A 17,098-nucleotide genomic window follows, 5' to 3' on the forward strand; every position below is an offset into this window, starting at 1 on the left:
TCAGGGAGCCTGGACGGTGTACTTCTCGTGCGGGATGCCGCGCTCCCAGACCGCCTCGAACGCCGTGGCGCACAGCGCGGCCGCGGCCGGGTCGTCGGTGCGCTCCCTCCCGTCCGTCGCCCAGTCACCGGTGCCGGTGAAGTGGTGAAACTGCACGAGCCGGCCGTCCAGGAGCCAGAAGTCGTTGCCCGGCAGCGGGATGTCGCTCGCGTGGCGGCGGGGCAGCCAGCGCACGTCCTCTCCGGCCTGGAGGTTGAGCGGGGTAATGGCGTGCTCGTAGCGGATGTAGTCGGTGACCGGCTCGGAGACGATCCGCGCCCGGCGCATCACCACGCCACGGGCTACCGCATCCTTGACGAGCGGCATCCACTGCGGCCAGAAGGAGCGGCCCGGATCGAGGTTCGGCGTGCCGGTGCGCAGGAAGGTCTCGAAGTCGTCGGCTTCGTCGCCCACCGCGTAGGCGTCGCGCATCTCCAGATGGACGGCGCTGCGGTGGGTGGCCGCGAGGAGGTCAGCGAACGTCGCGCTGTTCAGCAGCTCGTTCCGCCGCATCGCACGCCTCCCTGACGATCGACACCATGTGAGCCGGAATCCGGATCACCCGCTCGTGCGGGGGAATCCCGGTCCGGTGGCCGGGCACCCACTGGGTGGAACCGACCTCGGTCTTGAGGAGCGCGTCAGCCTCCTCACCTTGGAAGATCAGATCCGAGCTCTCCTCTTCCACCCACACCGTCGGCGATCCCTCGCCTCCGGTGTTCGGGTCGATCCCGACGAACCGTAACGTCATGGCGCTCTCCCCTGCGACGTGGTTGCGCACAGTTGCGCGCCACGACCGTCCCGCAGGCTGGAGAGTCGGTCAAGAGGACCGAGAGCCTCGGAGGGCTGACCCGCGCACGCTGCGGCGCGGGCCAGCCCTCCGGGTCAGCTCCTGCCGACGGGGCGGGCGTCCAGCGCCGTACGCAGGCGCCGCGCGATGGCCCCCGCCAGCTGGCGCTCACGCTTGGACGCCCGAGCGCCGCGAGGCCTACGCCAACGACCTCGGCGCGGACAGGAGCCTGGTCGCGGTCACCGCGAAGACCAACCGGTCCAAGGCCGACCGGGACCCGGCCCAGTGGATGCCGCCCGCCGAGTCCGCCACCTGCACCTACCTCGTCGACTGGACCGCCACCAAACTCCGCTGGGCCCTGGCCATGGATGAAGCCGAGAAGACCGCGCTCCTCAACCTCGCCGAGCCGTGCGCCGACTCCGTCGTCCAGTACGAGCCGGCCTCGTAACTCACCTTGCCCGTGGAAACGGGCTTCTCCCCTTCCGTGCAGGCAGATTCGTCACCGGACCGTGCGGGCGCGGCGGAATCGTCACCCGACCCGTGCGGGCGGCCGCAGTGTCAGGAGCAGGCACGAAGGAAATCGAAGAGCAGCACCTCATCGAGTCGGGCTTGGTGGTGTTCGACATCACCGCGGCCGACGAGGAAACCGCCCTGCAGGCGATGGCCGGTCTGGAGCGGCAGTGGGCCACCTCCGGAACGACCACGCTCCGACGTACGCCAGGCACCCCCGGGGTCCAGGCCCGGGTGTATGCCGACACCCGGCGGCGCGGCACCAAGCAGTAGAGCCGAACAGGCGGGAGGCGCCCTGCGGTATCGCATCCGTTCGGGTCGGGTGCCTATCGTGGCTGAGCTCGCCAGTTGGCGCCGTTCGCCAGGTGGCGCGCTCAGGTTGTCGGGTACATGATGCGTATGTGGCAGGCGTACTGTCCGTCAGGTGACAGCCCCGTTTGGGGAGTGGCGTCGGTGTCGGGTGGACTTCGCCCTGGGGTGAGCAGATCAGTCATGGAAGGGCTGGTACTGCAGGAACGGGCGGTTTCTTGTGGCCCAGCATGGGCACGCGCTCCAGTCGCTCATCGGTCGCGCCTATGTGCCGTGATGGGTTGTGGGTGCTTTCGGGTTACCGGGTTCTGAAGCGGCGGAAGAGATTGTGGGCGACGTGGACGCCCGGGCCGCCGAAGCCGACGATGTCGACGCGTCCATCGCCGGTGATGTCGGCCAGGAAGCGCGCGTGGCGGTCGACCCGCCAGCCGCCTGCGTCGTCGTTGTACCCGAATCCGCGGCATACCAGCTGGGCCTGCTCGAAGCTTCCGTCGCCGTTGTTGTGTGACACCCAGACGCCTTCGTTGCCGAAGCCGATGATGTCGGGGTTTTTGTCGCCGGTGACGTCGGCGAGGAGGCGGAGGTGCTTCTCGCCCGTCCACCCCTGGGCTTGCCCGTAGTCGTTCAGGACGAGCTTGCTGGGTTCGAATGTGCCGTCGCCGCGGCCGCGGGCGACGACGACGCCCTGAGGGCCGAAGCCGACGATGTCCGCTACCCCGTCGCTAGTCGTTTTGACCAGGAACCGGGGGTGTTCGTCGTTGGAGCTCCATTCCTGGTCGATCCCGAATTCGTCGAGGACGTAGAGAGGTTCGGCGAATGTTCCTTCCTCGTCCTGGAGGGATACCCAGAGGCCGTCGTCGTGGCAGCCGATGATGTCGAGCCTGCCGTCGCCGGTGGTGTCGGCGAGGAACCTGGGGTGCTTGTCGACAAGCCAGCCGCCGGCCTCCTCGCTGTGGCCGAACGCCCGGAGGGCGGGTTCGTCGGAGAGCGGTGCGAACTTTTCTTCGTCGTCCTGGAGGGATACCCAGAGGCCGTCGTCGTGGCAGCCGACGATGTCGAGTCTGCCGTCGCCGGTGGTGTCGGCGAGGAACCTGGGGTGCTTGTCGGCGAGCCAGCTACCGGCCTGCGGGCCGTGGCCGAACGCCTTCAGGACCAGTGCGCCGCCCGACGGGGCGAACGTGCCGCCCTCGTCCTGAGTGGACACCCGGATGCCCTCGGCGGCAAGCACAACGACGCCGGGACGGCTCTCCTCACCCGTGAGGTCCGCGAGTGTCCACAGATCCTTGGGGCTCGCGGAGGACGCGGGCGGGTACAGAACCCGTTCGTCGTCGAACGTCCCGTCCCCTCGGCTGACGGAGGTCATGGCCCCCTTCGCGGGTTTGAGCCCGACGATGTCCGCGAGCCCTGTTCCGGTGGTGTCGGCGAGGAATCGGTTGCCGAGCCCCGACCACCAGCCCGCCTGGCCTGCAGGGTGGCGGTTGGGCCTGTCGGTCTTCCACCCGCCGGCGTCCTGGTCGCTTCCGAACTTCTCCAGAACCAGCAGGACGTTGCTGAAGGAGGGCGTCGCGTCGGCTGTCGGCCGCAGAGCGCTCTTGTCGTGGGTCAGTCGCCAGGACTGGCGGCTGTTCCAGTGGCTCAGCGTCGCCCAGTCCAGGACGAGGTCACTGGTGCGCTCCGGCTCGCCCGGGACGAGGCGCCAGCGCTGACTCTCGGCGCTGTCGTCGTGCTCGCCGAGGACGATCCGGGTGTCGTCCTTCCCGGGGTCGGCGAGGGCGAGCACGGCGCCGTCGGCCGCGGCTTCGATGATGTAGAGGTCCGCTTCGCCGTGGACGGGGACGAGGTGCCACTGCTGGGTCTTCTTGTTGGCGGCGGCGTCCCACTGGCGGACGCCGCGGTCCGCGGTGGCGGGGTTGTCGAGCACCTTGCCGCTGACCGCGTTGCGGATGACATACACTGGCTCGCCCTGCGTGCCTGGCACGGGGGTGAACTGCCACTGCTCCGGGCTCGGGCCGCCTTTGGGATAGTCGCGGACGACGAGCGCTCCGTCCGTGCCCGGTGCGGCCCTGGCGCCGAGGGGCTGCCCGGTGGCGGCGTTGACGATCTCCAGCTTCAGTTCTTGCGTGGGGATGGGCATCGTGGTGCCTCTTCCAGGCGGTTGGTGCGATGGCTCGGGACGGGGGTGGCGCGATGGAGGCTGCGGATCACGTGAAGACGTGGTGGTAGGGGACGTCCCACTCGTTGGGCAGCCGCGGAATAGAACGTGTTGATGACCGTCCCGGTGAAGTCCCCGCCCCAGTTGTAGGTGAGCCGCGCTTCGCTGTCCTTCGCCACGGTGTGGTCCTTGAACCCGAGGATGGCGTCGGGGTGGGTGATCGGCACGAAGGTGATCCCGCCCCAGGGCGTCACCGTGACGACCCACAGCTGGGTGTCCTCCATCGCACCGTTCTTGCCGCGCCATTTGTCGCTCACCTTTGCGGGCAGGCCCAGTTGCAGGGTGTCGGCCGTGCTCTGGGGGGCGTCCTGGTGGGCGGTGATGCGCCTGCGCTGGGGCTTGGGGGTTCCGTCGTCGCCGCGACCGGCATCGGCGTCGGCGGTGCCGGCGGGCGGGGGCGTCACCTGGCCGGCGGCGCTCTCGATGAAGTACAGGGGGCGCTGGCCGAAGAAGCCGCCGGGGGTGATGTGCCAGAGGTGGCCCTGTGCGTCCTTGGTGGCCGGGTCGAGGGCGGTGGCCAGCTTGACGCCCTTGTCGTGGCTGCTCGCCGCCAGTTCCGCAGGTCGCAGGTAGCCGCCGTTGAAGGCGTGGACGAGCATGACCGGCCGGTTTTCGACGAGTGCGGCCACGATGGCGTTGTCGTAGCTGTTCACCGCTACCGGGCCGCCGACCACCAAATTCGCCATTGCCGTGCGTTCTTGGGTGTACATCGCGGAAACCTCACCTGTTCTTGATGTGGAGAGCAACGCCTCAGGCGCTCAGTGAAGTGGTTTATCACGCACCATTATCGGACGCCCCATCACTCGCGATTGATTCGCCTTCATAAGCGAATGTACGATCGAAGTAAATACACCCAAAGCGGCAACTTTCGAGGTCAGAGCTCTAGGGCGAGGCGGCGGAAGATCATCGATCGGGTGATCGCTCCCGTCGCGAATTCTTGATCACCCGTTTGAGTACGATACCCAATGCCGCCTTCCTGGGTGATGAAATTCCTGCTAGCTTCGCTTGTCGGAGCGTGTGCAGATTCTCTTTTTGCCATTTCACCAGTGCGGTTTCGGCCAGATCAGTCGAGGACAGAAATTGCCTTCCAATGCGTACAACCTGGAACGGGCCAAGCGCCAGCCGCTGACGAAGAAGAACCTGCGGGAACTCAACATCGAGCAGACCTGGCAGTCCATCCTGGAGCACCCGAACCTGGTCTACGTCGACGGCTACGGGGTGCGGCACAAGCCCGTCGGTTTCTCCGTGAACAAGTCAAGCTTCGGCTCCTTCCCCGGTACGGCGTACGGGCTGGGCTGGCTCGCCTACATGAACCTCGGGGAGCCGCTGATCGAGGAGCGGCGCAACATCACCCAGCCCCCGCCCGACACGTTCTCCTCACGCACCTACGTCAACCGCAGCAAGTCCCCGATGAACTTCACCGACTCCGTCGACTTCACCGTGTCGAACGGAGCCACCTGGTCCCTTTCGGGAGACACCAAACTCACCTTCGGCGGCAACGTCAGCGCCCAGCTCCAGCTCCAGCTCCAGAACAAGCTCGGCCTGAACCTCCAGGGCCAGCTGGGGACCCAGCTCAAGAACGAGATGGCGAACAAGAACGCCAACACGGTGACCAACAAGAACAGCAAGGACAGTGTCGGCGTGGACAACGCCAACACCGTCGACACGGCAGTGACCAACGGGATGACGAACACCGCATCGGCCACGATGACCGGCTCCGTGGACTTCACCACCACAGGAAGCGCCTCCGGCACCGCGGGCCTCAACGCCGCGCTGGCCCAAGGCATCGCAGCCTCCGTCGGCGGATCCCTGTCCACCGGCTGGGCCTCGAAATCGCAGATCTCCGGCATAGTCCCGCCGGGCTCCCGCGTGGAAACCATCGTCACCCAGCGCCGCGCCCTCAAGCAGTACACCTACGAGATCCCGGTGACCTTCTCCGGGCTGCTCGCGGTCAAGTACGCCGTGCCGGTGGCCGTCCTGGCTCCCCCGCAGCCGGACGATTACCCCGGTCTCGACGAGTTGGTCGCCCGCGACATCGCCGACCTCGACCTGGCCGGCGGCGGCTTCCGCATGAAGGGTCTGGCCGAGGTCGTCTCCGCCCTGGAGGTCCACCACACGATGTTCGACGACGAGAGCCTGACCGACAGCGACCGAGACCTGTACAAGAAGCCGTGACCGGCGGGCGGCACCGCCACAACGACCAGAGGTGACGACCATGGTGTTCAAAAACGTCTTCGACTCCGCCGGAACGGGCGCGGGGCTCTTCTCGGTGACCACCGACCGCGACAAGCCGCAACCGGGAGTCGGCGTCGACTTCGAGGACGCCGACGACGACACCTACGACGACACGACCACGAGCCTGTTCACCAGCGGGATCCACGGTGCCTCGCACCGGGCGAAGACCGTGCAGGAACAGGCGCCCGAAGCACGGGCCATCCTGGGCTTCCTCGCCTCCTTCATCCAGACCACCCAGGCATCCGCCGGCACCCAGGCCGCCTACGCCCAGGACCCCGGATCGGTGTCAACGGCAGCGGCCGCCGGCATGGACAAGTCCAGCGAGACAGTGAAGCAGTACGACGACCTGCAGAAGGACGAGAGCCTGCAGGCACCGAAGAGGGACGACTTCAAGGCTCCCGACGCCCCGGCGTCGCCCAAGGCCGAACAGCCCCCCAAGGCACCCAAGGCCAGCGCCGAGAAGCCGTCCGACTCCAAGTAGGTTGCCGAGTCCGAGTGGTCAGGGGCGTCACCGCCCCTGACCACTCGTGCGTTCACACGGGGAGCAGCTGCCACTGGCGGTCGCGGTGGTCGCCCTGCGCCCCGTACTGCTTGACCACCGTGGGGGCGTTGGTGTCGACGCGCAGGAGGAGGCCGCTGTTGCGGTTCGCGATCTCATAGACCCGCGGGGTGTCGGTCACCGATCCCACCGGGATCAGCCTCCACTGCTGGTGCTCGGCATCACTGCCTTCGTAGGCGCTCTGCGCGACCACCGCCCCCTCTACCGTCCCTCCACCGACGACCTCCAGGACCTTGCCGCTGCGCAGGTTCTCGATCCGGTACAAGACCTCACCATCGTCCTGGCCCGACGCGATCAGCCGCCACCGCTGGTGCGCCCGGGGGGAGGAGAGGGACTGGTGGATCTCGGCCCCGTCCTTGGTGGACTCACGCACAACCCCCATCCGCAGCCTGCTGCGCACGTTGGCCCAGGAGACCACTGTGCCTGACTCGGGCAGCCCAGCCGTCTTCTCCGAGGAGACCTTCCGGACCCGGTTGTTGAGGTGGTCGGCGATGTAGAGGGTGTCGACGCAGTCCACAGCGAGCCCGAACGGGTTATTCAGCTGAGCTGCTGCGGCCGGGCCACCGTCGCCGCCGAAACCCGCGGTGCCCTTGCCGGCGAACGTAGTGATCTTCCCGTCCGGCGAGACCTTCCGAACGCGATGGTTGTTGTAGTCGGAGATGTAGAGGGCACCGGCGCTGTCCACCACCACCCCCAAGGGCAGGTTCAGCTGTGCAGACATCGCCGGGCCGCCGTCACCGCTGAATCCCGCGGTGCCCTTGCCCGCGACCGTGCTGATGGCCCCGTCGGCCGCGACCTTGCGGACGCGGTGGTTGTTGCCATCGGTGATGTAGAGGATGTCCGCGTCATCCACGGCCAATGCATACGGGCCATTCAGCTGAGCGGAAACCGCTGGACCATCGTCTCCCTTGAATCCCCCTACGCCGGTCCCCGCGACCGTGCTGATCTTCCCGTCAGTGCTGATCTTCCGGACCCGGTGGTTGCCGTGGTCGGAGATGTAGAGGATGCCGGTGCTGTCCACCGCCACCCCCAACGGGTAGTTCAACTGGGCGCCGGCGGCGGGGCCGCCGTCACCGCTGTATCCCGCGGTGCCCGTTCCGGCGACTGTGTCGATCTTCCCATCAGTGGTGATCACCCGGACCCGGTGATTGGCGGCATCGGTGATGTAGACGCTGCCCGCAGCGTCTACCGCTACCTCGCGCGGACAGTTCAGCTGGGCCGATACAGCAGGACCCCTGTCGCCCCGGTAGCCAGCGCCGGCGCCGACGACCGTGCTGATCTTCCCGTCGGTGCTGATCTTTCGGACCCGGTGGTTGTTGTAGTCGGAGAAGTAGAGGCTGCCGGTACTGTCCAGCGCGATGCCGTACGGACGATTCAGCTGAGCCGTGACGGCCAGCTCGTTGTCTCCCTTGAACCCCGCAACTCCGATCCCCGCGACCGTGCTGATCTCGGGGACGAAGCTATCGTCACCGGCTTCCGTCTGAGCAGTGCTCATCGTCATCCCTTCACCGTTCACCGACCGCTCACTACAGCCGGTTGTCGGTCGATTCCAGCAAGACATACGGGCGCCCGGTCGGCGAAGTCACCAACGGGTACCTTCTCGCATTGCGTTGACGGAGGCCGGCCCGGATCGGCTGCGGTTCTCGCGGTCGGCGCCCGGAGGTAACGAACGGGCGCGGCGAGCCACGCAACCGGCGATCTGCAGCGGACTCCGGGACTGCCGCAGGGCAGTGAGTGCGGAGCTTTCAGTGACAACTTCGCGACCGTGTTCTCCAACACGACCTCCGAGTGGATCGATCCCCACTTCCCGTCCAGACGTTGCCCCTTCACCGACAGCAGCATGGTCATGCAGGAGCGGCATCCCGAAGGGTGCCTCGTAGTGGCGGAAGCGGGCGGCGACCCGACCGCCGGGCGGCCGGACCTTGTAGATGCCGTCCTTGCCGTACCGGATCACCGGCACTTCGTCCTCGATCCACTCCAGCACCCGTACGATCGCCCGCTCGTGCGCGGCCTCGTTCACCCGCCGGGTCTCCTCATCCCCCAGCGCGCACAGCAGGTAGATCGTCGGCTGCGGCCGGTACACGAGATCGAAACCGGTGGCCTTCACCCGGCGCCCCAGACCGCCGGCCTTGAGCGCCTGCTTCGACGGTCAGGGCGGCAACCTGTGCACCCTGCACGCGATCGGGCCGCAGGTGGTGTTCGACCGGATCGCGGAGCTGTATCTGCTGGCGCAGGCCAACATGTCGGAGCAGCTCGCGTACCGGCAGGCGGCGAACGGGCTGCACTTCATCGTGTTCGTGAGCTCGGTCGACGAGACGAAGATCGGCGGGCACCGGCACCGGTTCCTGTCCCACGTGCTGGAGGTGACGGGGATCGGTGAGGGCGGCCGCCCGGACACCAACACCATTTTCGGGCCGCGCCCGGAGTGGGACGAGCCGCGTGCGGTGCCGCTGATGTACCCACGATCTGCGTCGGGTGGGGTTCGATTCGGACCTGCTGAACGCCCCTCGCGGAACGTGGTCCGGGGAACTGCCGCTGATGGTGCGGGGTGCGGCGTGAGCGCTCTGCTGCTGTGGGTGGTGTGCGGTCTCGCTGTGGCCGGCGGGATCGTGGGGCTTGCCGTCGGCGTCGTCGGGACGTCGGGTCCTGCCGGGCCGTCGCTGGCGGCCCGGTTGCGGGCGAGGACGGGGAAGGCCGACCGGGACGCCCGGACCAGGCGCCGTAACCTTCTGGCCGCCGGAGGCGTTCTCGGCGCGCTGCTGTGGCTGGTGACCGGGGCGTTCATCCTCGGGGTGCTGGTGGTCCTGGCCGCCGTGGGAGTGCCGTGGCTGCTGGCCCCGACCAAGGGCGCCACCGTCCGCATCGGGCGCCTGGAGGCGTTGGGTGACTGGACGCAGCGCCTGGCGAACGTACTGCGGCTGGGCCGCGGCCTGGACGAGGCGTTGAAGGTGTCCCGCAAGGGGGCACCGGAGCCGATCGCGCAGGAGGTCGGTGACCTGGTCGACCGGCTCCAGGTGGGATGGCGCCCCGCCGATGCGCTGCGCGCGTTCGGGGACACGCTGGATGACGTGACGGCGGACAAGGTCGTCGCCGCGCTGATCCTGTCCGCGTCCGACCGGGGCCCCGGCCTCGCCCAGGCGCTGGAGGACCTCGCGGAAGCGGTCCATGAGGAGGTCGCCAAACGGCGGGCGATCGAGGCGGACCGGTCCAAGTCCCGTACCACCGTGCGGTGGATGACGTTCATCACCCTCGGTGTGATCGGCGCCGGGCTCCTCGTCCCGAGCTACACCGCCCCGTACGGGACGCTGCTGGGTCAGCTGATGCTGGCCCTGCTGACGGCCGGGTTCGTCGGGGTGCTGGTGTGGATGCGGCAGCTCGCCGAGCACCGGCCGGTCCCCCGCTTCCTCGTCCCGGACCCCCGCTCCAGGGTCACCCTGCCCGCGGCGGCCCCGGTCGAGGCGCCCCGCGTTGAGGAGACAGCATGATTTCCGTCGGTGCGGTCATCGCCGGATGCACAGCCGGAGCCGGAGTCGCCCTCCTCGTGAGGGAACTCGCCCGCCCCGTCCCCGCCCTGGGTCCGGCGCTGCAGCGGCTGAACCAGCCCACGCTGCCGGCCCCGGAGACGTTGAGCGGCGACCGCGACGAACGGTGGGGGGCCTGGCTGGTCGAGCACCTCCAGGCCGTGCCGGGGGTGCGGATCCCGTACCGGAATCTGGCCCTGGTGGGGCAGTCGCCGGGCCGGTTCCTGCTGACGAAGGTAGCGCTGGCCGGGGGCGGGCTGCTGATCCCGCCGCTGGGCACCCTGCCCTTCCTGCTGTTCCTCGGCATGCCCATCTACCTCCCCGCCGCAGTGGGCCTGTTGTTCGGCGCCGTGCTGTGGTTCACCCCGGACCTCGCGCTGCGCGACCAGGCCAAACGGGCACGGGAGGAGTTCGCGCACGCCATGGCCGCCTACCTGGAGCTCGTCGCACTGCGGCGGGCCGGGAACACCAGCGCCGAGCAGGCCATGGAGCAGGCCGCCCAGGTCGGCGAAGGGTGGGCGTTCCGCCGTATCCAGGACGCCCTGGCCCGCTCCCGCGTCGACAAGGTCGCCCACTGGGAATCCCTGGAGCGCCTCACCCGCGAGCTCGACCTTCCGGTCCTGGACGACCTCGCCGCGATCATGCGGCAGTCCAGCGACGACGGGGCCTCCGTGTACGCCACGCTGCGCTCCCGGTCGAAGAACCTGCGCTCCCAGCTGCTGTCCGACCAGGCCACCGAAGCCAACGCCGACAGCGAGAAGATGACCGCCCCCGGCGCTCTCCTCGCCGTGCTGGTCATGGTCCTCATCGCTTTCCCCGCCGTCATCAGCATCCTGACGGCCTGACACCCACCAGTTGCAAGAAGAGAAGAGGGAGCACCCATCATGCGTACGACGCTCACCCGCCTGTCGGCTCCGTCCCGCTGGCTGCGTACCCGGATCGCCCAGGGCCGCGCCCACGGGGACGACCGGGGCGACATCTCCATCACCACCGTGATCATCTGGGTGGCGGCCGTCGCCGGGGCCCTGGCCATCGCGGGAACCCTGGCCGCCGTGCTCACCAAGTACAACGGCCTGATCACCGGCCTGTGAGGTGAACCGCACACCGATGACCCACCGGTGCCCCGGCCCGGGCAGCCGGAGACTGACCGGCGCCCAGGGGCCGTTCGGTGACCGGCGTGGCCGGCTGCTGCTGGGTGACCGGGGGGAGACCAGCATCCAGATGGCGATCGTGTTCCCCTTCGTCATCCTGTTCACGATCGCCACCGTGCAGTATTTCGTGTTCGCGCATGCCCGGTCGGCAGCCCTGACCGCTGCCCGGGAGGGCGTCAACGCGGGCCGCTCCTACCAGTCCTCCCCCGGAACGGGCGCCGCCCGCGCGCAGGAGACAGCGTCCCGGATCGGGGGCAGCACCCTGCGCGGCCCCTCGGCCAGTTCGGCCGGGAGCACGGCGGAGACGATGCGGGTCACGGTGTCCGGGACGGCGCTGTCCCTGCTGCCCGGGGTGAGCCTGCGGGTATCGCAGACCGCGACCGGGCCGCGCGAGCGGTGGGTGGCCCCATGACCCGCACCCTCGGGCCGGGCGCCCGCCGGCTCGGCCGCAGGCTGCGGCAGGACCGGGGCAGCGAAGCGATCCAGGCGGCGATCGTGACGCCGATCCTGATCACGTTCCTGTGCCTGGCCGTCGCCGCCGGGCGGATCGTCATGGCCGGAGGAAAGATCGACGCGGCGGCGGAGGACGCCGCCCGGGCCGCTTCCATCGAGCGGACCCACGGCGCGGCAACCTCGGCGGCCTCGCAGGCCGCCGCCCGGTCCCTCGGCGACGCCGGAGTGGTGTGCTCCTCCAGGAGTGTCTCTGTGGACGCGGGCGGACTGAACGTGCCGGTCGGGCAGGTCGGCTACGTCACCGTCACCGTGCGGTGCACCGTTCCCTTCGGTGACCTGCTCCTCCCCGGCACACCGGGGTCCAAGACGATGACGAGCCAGTTCCGGTCGGTCGTCGACGCCTACCGCTCCCGGGAGGGCTGATGCTCCACGCGAACCGGCGGCGCGGGCTGGGCCGGGATGACGGCGGGGTGGTCGTGTTCGTCGCGATCTGCACCGTGGCTCTACTCGGCCTGATCGGGCTGATCCTGGAGGGCGGCGGGAAGATGCGGGCCACCGAGCGGGCCGACGCGGTGGCGATGGAAGCCGCCCGGGCCGGCGGGCAGGCCATCGACCCCGCAAGCGCGGTCACCGGTGCCGGAGTCAAGGCCGACCCGGCGGCCGCGACCGCCGCCGCGTACGCCTACCTCTCCTCCGCCGGAGTCAGCGGCAAGGTCAGCGCCTCACCGGACGGCCGGAAGCTGACCGTCACCGTCAACGACACCTACATCACCAAGATCCTGCCCGTGGTCGGGATCGGATCCATGAGCGTGCAGGGCCATGGCACCGCGACGCTCCTGCACGGCGTGACCCAGCCCCAATAGCCCAGCCCCACCCCGCACCCGAAGGGCCACGACACGATGTCTCCCTCCCCCTCCCAACGCCCCGGCCGCTCCCGTACCCGGCCGGGCGGCCCTGCGCGCCGGTCGGCGGCCACGGCCCTGACTTTGCTGCGGGCCCTGGGCAGTCTGACGGTGCTGGTAGCGCTGCTGGGCGGACTGCCGCTGCTGCTGTGGTGGGGCACCACGGCCGTCGGGCCGGACGGGGTGCGGGCGCTGGGGAACCTGCTGTCGACGCAGGACTCCGGGCAGGTGTTCCTCCTCGCGCTGGCCATGGCCGGATGGGTCGGCTGGGCCCTGTTCGCCCTGTCGGTGCTGCTGGAGATTCCCGCCCAGCTCCGCGGCCGCACCGCCCCCCAGGTCCGGATCCTGGTCGGGCAACGCACGGCGGCCGCGCTGGTCGGTGCGGTCCTGCTCGCCCTGCCCACCGGCACCGCCCTGGCCGCGTCCGCGACCCCGGCGCAGGCCTCCCCCATCGTCGCGACCGCCTCCGTCCTGTCCGGCAGCCAGACGCCGGACACCGCAGCGGCCGACGCCTCAGCCCCGCGCGCGGAGCGGTCCGTCACCCACATCGTGGCGGACACCCGCCCGGCCGAGAGCCTGTGGTCGATCGCCGAGACGCGGCTCGGGGACGGGAACCGGTGGGCGGAGATCGCCGACCTCAACGCCGGGAACACCATGGCCGACGGCACCACGTTCCGTGCCGACGGACCCATCCAGCCCGGGTGGACCCTGCACCTGCCCGCCGACGCCAACCCGACGGCCACCACCCCCGCACCGCCGGCAGCAGCGGCCGAAGCAGCCGACGACAAGGGCGGACTGAGCGCTCAGGGGAACCGGGCGGCAACGACCGCGGACAAGGGGTCGGTCTACACCGTGGCGGCGGGCGACAGCCTGTCCCAGATCGCGCATGACGAACTCGGTGACGCCGACGCCTACCCGACCATTTTCGAGCTGAACAAGGGCGAAGCCCAGCCCGGAGGCGGCAAGTTCACCGACCCCGACCTCCTCTACCCCGGACAGCAGCTCGACCTCCCCGCCCAGGCCGAAGCACCCAACGACGGGGCCGGGCGGGCCGCCGGGGCCGGAGCCCCGGACAAGGAGCAGCCGGAGAGGGCGAGGCCGTACCGCCGCCCGCACCCACGGCCCCGGCCCCGGAAACGTCGGCGTCGGGGACGCCTTCAGCGGCACCGGACACCACAGCGGAACCGGATGGTGCCGCCCCTGTCGTTCCGGACCGGGAGACCGCCCCTTCCACGAAGCCGGTCCCGGACCGGTCCGGCTCCCCGACAGCGGAGCCGTCCGTTCCCGCCCAGTCCACTCCGGCCACACCCACCACCCCAGTAACCACCCACCCGACACCGGCTCCTACCACGTCGGCTGGAACGGCCGCGCCCACCACGTCCACGTCGAGCGGGGTACAGCAGGTCGCGCTTGCCGCCGGGATCGGCGCGCTCCTGGCGGCGTCGCTGGCCGGGACGCTCGCGCTGAAGCGGATCCTTCAGCAGCGGCGGCGCCGCGCGGGCGAGACGATCGCGATCGATGCCGACCCAACGCCGCTGGAGCAGGTCCTCAACACCCAGAGCGGACCGTCCGGCGTCGCGCTGCTGGACACCGCGCTGCGCACCCTCGCCTTTACCGCCCAGGCGGAGGAGCGGGAGCTGCCCGTGCTCCGGGGGGCGCGGGTCTCCGACCGCACCGTCGAACTCGTCCTGGACGAGCCCGCCGAGCCTCTCGCCCCGTTCGCCGCAGGTGCCGGTCCCGGGCGGTGGGTGCTGGACTCCAAGGCGAAGCTCCTGGACACCGAGACCGCCCCCGACGTTCCGGACGCCCCTTACCCGGGTCTGGTGACTCTGGGGGCGACGGAGAACGGTGACCTGCTCCTCGCCGACCTCCTGCACACCGGGACGCTGCTCCTCGAAGGCACCGCCGACGATGTTCTCGCCGTCGGCCGGGCGATGGCCCTGGAGGCCGGGACGTGCGGGTGGACCGACCACACCAAGATCATGACGGTCGGCCTCGGCACCCGTCTGGCGACCCTGCTTCCCCGTGGCCGGGTCCGGCCGATGCCCCACGTGTCCGCCGTCGTCGCCGACCTCGGCGCGCTCCTCCTCGAAGTCCACCAGCAGGCCGACGACGCCGGTACGCCGGAGCCGTTGCCGTGGATTTTGATCTGCGCGGGTGATGTGGATACCGAGCAGGCCTGGCAGCTCGCCGACGCCGTCTCCGCCGCCCGTAACCTGCCCATCGCGATCGTGCTGCCCGCCAACGACGCCACTCGCAACGCGTTCCCCACGGCCGAGCCGATCGCGGCCGCGCCCGGCACACCGGTGACACTCCCCCAGCTCAGCGACGATGCCGTGCAGTTGCAGCGGCTCACCGACGAGCAGTACCACCAGTACGTCCACGCCCTCCAAGTCGCCGAAAAGCCCGCCGAGCCGGCCACCGGCACCTGGCAGCTCGCCGAACCCCACGACCAGACCGCCGCCGCACCCCGCCCCCAGCCCCACCCGCTGCTCCGGGTCCACACTTCCGGCACCGAAGCCGACAGCGACCCCGGCAGCCCCTACCCCGCGCTCCTCGCCTCCGTCAGCGCCACCGCAGTCCCCCCGGCCGCGCAGAACACCCCAGCGGCCGAGACATCAGCCAAAGCCGAAGCGGGCGACGCAGGGCCGGAGGCAGGCAAGGCGGTCGATCCCGGAGCCAGGCTGTCCGCCGCCGGCAGCGGAGCAGGCCAGGACAAGCCGGACGCCGAGGACAACAACGAGGTGTGGCAGGCGCCGGAGATCGCGGTACTGGGGCCGCTGGCCGTCAGCGGCGTCACCACGTCGGGACACGGCCCGAAGGTCGCCGCGCTGGCCGCGCTCATCCACCTGCGCCCCGGCCGCAGCGCCGAGTTCCTCTGCACCGCGATGGACCCGGTCAACCCGTGGTCGACCCGCACCCTGCAGAGCAGGCTCTCCGAGATCCGCTCACGCCTGGGCGCCGCACCCGACGGCAGCCCCTACCTGCCGCGCCCCACCCACGGCTACCGCTTCCACCCCGACGTCACCTCCGACTGGCAGCGGTTCCAGCACCTCGCCACCCGCGGCCTCGCCGACCCGGACGCCGGAACAGCCGACCTGGAGAACGCCCTGTATCTCCTGCGGGGCAAGCCGTTCGAGGGCCGCGACTTCGCCTGGGCCGACGCCGTGCAGCAGGAGATGATCTCCCGCATCGTCGACACCGCCCACACCCTCGCCGTCCGGCACACCGAAGGCGACCACCCCGACCTGGACGCCGCCCGCCGCGCAGCGCTACGCGGACTGGAGATCGACGAGACTTCCGAGGTCCTCTACCGGGACTGGATGAACATCGAATGGGGCGCCGGGAACACCGCCGGAGTCCGCAAGGCCATCGCCCGCCTCCACCAGGTCGCCCGCACGTACGACATCTCCCTCGAACCCGTCACTGAACAGCTCATCGACCTCGTCCTGTCCGACCGGCCCGCCCCCGCACGCACCGGGCGGAGCTGACTTCACCTGCGACGCCAATCACGGGGTCGGGCAGCAATGTCGTCACCCATGTGGGCCGGTCGCAACATTGGCGAAGTGGTAATTCCACCCGGTAATCCAACCTGGGTTGGTTAACAATGTCGTCATCGGCGTTCATCCGACCAGCCAGCACCGACAGCGCGCTCCTGTTCAGGCCCCCTGGTTGCAGCGGGGTGACGGGGCAGTTGCGGAAGCGGGGCCGCCAGCGGTCGGCCTTCTGCGTCCCGGGACCTCTTCCTCCGTCTGCTGGCGAAGCTGCTCCTGCTCCTGGCGCTCACGTTCGTCGGCCTTTGCCTGCTGCTCCGCTGCGACGGCCCGGCTCTGGCAGTCCTCGCACAGGTGCTTGTGCAACTCGGGGCGGTGGGTGTACCCGACTACTCTCCACCGGTCGTCGGTGAACTTCGCCCCGCAGCGCCGGAGACCGGGCTGTGCGAGCAGGCGCGCCTGGCGGTCGACCAACCCCCTGTCATACAGGGGATTTCACCACGTCGGGCAGTGCTCACGACGCGGCGGCCGTCTGGCGCCGGGGCCGGTCCCGGCCATGCGAGCGGTCATGGTCCCGCTGGCGGACGGGGCCTGACAACCGCGGGGCCCGCCTGTAGCGTCGCCGCATGACCGAGGAGATCACGGCCAGGGCAGGTAGAGAGTTCTACACGTTCGACGGCCGGATCCTGGAGATTTTCGGCAGCCATCCGCAGCGGTTCCACATCCGGAACATGGACCTGCGGGTCACGGGCCCCGACCGGAAAGGGAGGCGGACCGTCGAGATCATCGCCGGTCCGCCCGATGCCCCGGCGCCGAAGCACACATGGCACCACTCGGCCGAGGAATGGCAGCGGGCGCAAGGGCTGGAAACCCTGCTGGAAGCCGTACGGGCAGGTATCGCGTCGGCCTACTCAGTCGATTGATTG

Annotated in this window: 18 protein-coding genes and 2 pseudogenes; 14 read left to right on the top strand and 6 right to left on the bottom strand. The window is 69.8% G+C overall.

The genetic code is table 11. The features are described from left to right. On the bottom strand, positions 1-552 hold the full coding sequence (locus tag ABZ154_RS26830) for a DUF6879 family protein (protein WP_356836709.1): 552 nt from the start codon (positions 550-552) through the stop codon (positions 1-3). After that, the gene (locus tag ABZ154_RS26835) at positions 512-787 is read right to left on the bottom strand and encodes a hypothetical protein (RefSeq protein ID WP_356836755.1); all 276 of its coding nucleotides are present in this window, start codon (positions 785-787) and stop codon (positions 512-514) included. Before ABZ154_RS26835 ends, ABZ154_RS26830 begins: the two co-directional genes overlap by 41 nt. Here ABZ154_RS26835 and ABZ154_RS26840 point away from each other — a divergent pair. Next, positions 786-1,274, top strand: coding sequence for a DUF1524 domain-containing protein (locus tag ABZ154_RS26840; protein WP_356836710.1), 489 nt, complete (start codon positions 786-788; stop codon positions 1,272-1,274). The two genes, ABZ154_RS26835 and ABZ154_RS26840, sit on opposite strands and share 2 nt — an antisense overlap. Before the next feature lie 107 nt (positions 1,275-1,381). After that, positions 1,382-1,609: a DUF6207 family protein gene (locus ABZ154_RS26845; RefSeq protein ID WP_356836712.1), complete on the top strand. Its 228-nt coding sequence runs from the start codon at positions 1,382-1,384 to the stop codon at positions 1,607-1,609. 334 nt (positions 1,610-1,943) lie between these two features. On the opposite strand, the gene ABZ154_RS26850 is transcribed toward ABZ154_RS26845, so the two are convergent. Beyond that, the gene (locus tag ABZ154_RS26850) at positions 1,944-3,779 is read right to left on the bottom strand and encodes an RICIN domain-containing protein (RefSeq protein WP_356836714.1); all 1,836 of its coding nucleotides are present in this window, start codon (positions 3,777-3,779) and stop codon (positions 1,944-1,946) included. 67 nt (positions 3,780-3,846) lie between these two features. Then, positions 3,847-4,567, bottom strand: a pseudogene (locus tag ABZ154_RS26855) (hypothetical protein). Positions 4,568-4,937: 370 nt separating this feature from the next. Here ABZ154_RS26855 and ABZ154_RS26860 point away from each other — a divergent pair. Then, the gene (locus ABZ154_RS26860) at positions 4,938-6,032 is read left to right on the top strand and encodes a hypothetical protein (RefSeq protein ID WP_356836716.1); all 1,095 of its coding nucleotides are present in this window, start codon (positions 4,938-4,940) and stop codon (positions 6,030-6,032) included. Between the two features lie 40 nt (positions 6,033-6,072). Further along, positions 6,073-6,573 carry a hypothetical protein gene (locus ABZ154_RS26865; RefSeq protein WP_356836718.1) on the top strand — a complete coding sequence of 167 codons (501 nt, stop codon included), beginning with the start codon at positions 6,073-6,075 and terminating at the stop codon, positions 6,571-6,573. Positions 6,574-6,625: 52 nt separating this feature from the next. Here ABZ154_RS26865 and ABZ154_RS26870 read toward each other — a convergent pair whose 3' ends face one another. Both ABZ154_RS26870 and ABZ154_RS26875 read right to left on the bottom strand, forming a co-directional pair. Then, positions 6,626-8,146: an RICIN domain-containing protein gene (locus tag ABZ154_RS26870; RefSeq protein ID WP_356836720.1), complete on the bottom strand. Its 1,521-nt coding sequence runs from the start codon at positions 8,144-8,146 to the stop codon at positions 6,626-6,628. A gap of 87 nt (positions 8,147-8,233) precedes the next feature. Then, positions 8,234-8,758, bottom strand: coding sequence for a relaxase domain-containing protein (locus ABZ154_RS26875; RefSeq protein WP_356836722.1), 525 nt, complete (start codon positions 8,756-8,758; stop codon positions 8,234-8,236). 37 nt (positions 8,759-8,795) lie between these two features. Between ABZ154_RS26875 and ABZ154_RS26880 the strand changes: the two are divergent. The 10 genes and pseudogenes from ABZ154_RS26880 to ABZ154_RS26925 all read left to right on the top strand — a co-directional run. After that, positions 8,796-9,210 (top strand): annotated as a pseudogene (locus tag ABZ154_RS26880) (ATP/GTP-binding protein); the annotation flags it as partial. Positions 9,211-9,470: 260 nt separating this feature from the next. Beyond that, positions 9,471-10,136, top strand: a complete 666-nt coding sequence (locus ABZ154_RS26885) for a type II secretion system F family protein (RefSeq protein ID WP_356836757.1) — start codon at positions 9,471-9,473, stop codon at positions 10,134-10,136. Next, complete coding sequence (locus tag ABZ154_RS26890) at positions 10,133-11,017, top strand: type II secretion system F family protein (protein WP_356836724.1); 885 nt, start codon at positions 10,133-10,135, stop codon at positions 11,015-11,017. The genes ABZ154_RS26885 and ABZ154_RS26890 overlap by 4 nt, the downstream gene beginning before the upstream one ends. Positions 11,018-11,056: 39 nt before the next feature. After that, positions 11,057-11,263 carry a hypothetical protein gene (locus ABZ154_RS26895; protein ID WP_267067281.1) on the top strand — a complete coding sequence of 69 codons (207 nt, stop codon included), beginning with the start codon at positions 11,057-11,059 and terminating at the stop codon, positions 11,261-11,263. A 16-nt stretch (positions 11,264-11,279) separates the two neighbouring features. Next, positions 11,280-11,735 carry a TadE family protein gene (locus tag ABZ154_RS26900; protein ID WP_356836726.1) on the top strand — a complete coding sequence of 152 codons (456 nt, stop codon included), beginning with the start codon at positions 11,280-11,282 and terminating at the stop codon, positions 11,733-11,735. Next, on the top strand, positions 11,732-12,199 hold the full coding sequence (locus ABZ154_RS26905) for a TadE/TadG family type IV pilus assembly protein (protein WP_356836728.1): 468 nt from the start codon (positions 11,732-11,734) through the stop codon (positions 12,197-12,199). Before ABZ154_RS26900 ends, ABZ154_RS26905 begins: the two co-directional genes overlap by 4 nt. Next, positions 12,199-12,639: a pilus assembly protein TadG-related protein gene (locus tag ABZ154_RS26910; protein WP_356836730.1), complete on the top strand. Its 441-nt coding sequence runs from the start codon at positions 12,199-12,201 to the stop codon at positions 12,637-12,639. Before ABZ154_RS26905 ends, ABZ154_RS26910 begins: the two co-directional genes overlap by 1 nt. A gap of 36 nt (positions 12,640-12,675) precedes the next feature. After that, entirely contained in the window at positions 12,676-14,001 is a 1,326-nt protein-coding gene (locus ABZ154_RS26915) for a hypothetical protein (protein WP_356836732.1), read from the top strand. Positions 14,002-14,321: 320 nt separating this feature from the next. Then, a complete protein-coding gene (locus tag ABZ154_RS26920) occupies positions 14,322-16,169 on the top strand; it encodes a hypothetical protein (RefSeq protein WP_356836733.1) in 1,848 nt (615 codons plus the stop codon). 629 nt (positions 16,170-16,798) lie between these two features. Further along, complete coding sequence (locus tag ABZ154_RS26925; protein ID WP_356836735.1) at positions 16,799-17,095, top strand: hypothetical protein; 297 nt, start codon at positions 16,799-16,801, stop codon at positions 17,093-17,095. The last annotated feature ends 3 nt before the right edge of the window (positions 17,096-17,098 follow it).

Origin of the sequence: Streptomyces sp. NPDC006261 (assembly GCF_040613515.1) — a bacterium.
Taxonomy (GTDB): domain Bacteria; phylum Actinomycetota; class Actinomycetes; order Streptomycetales; family Streptomycetaceae; genus Streptomyces.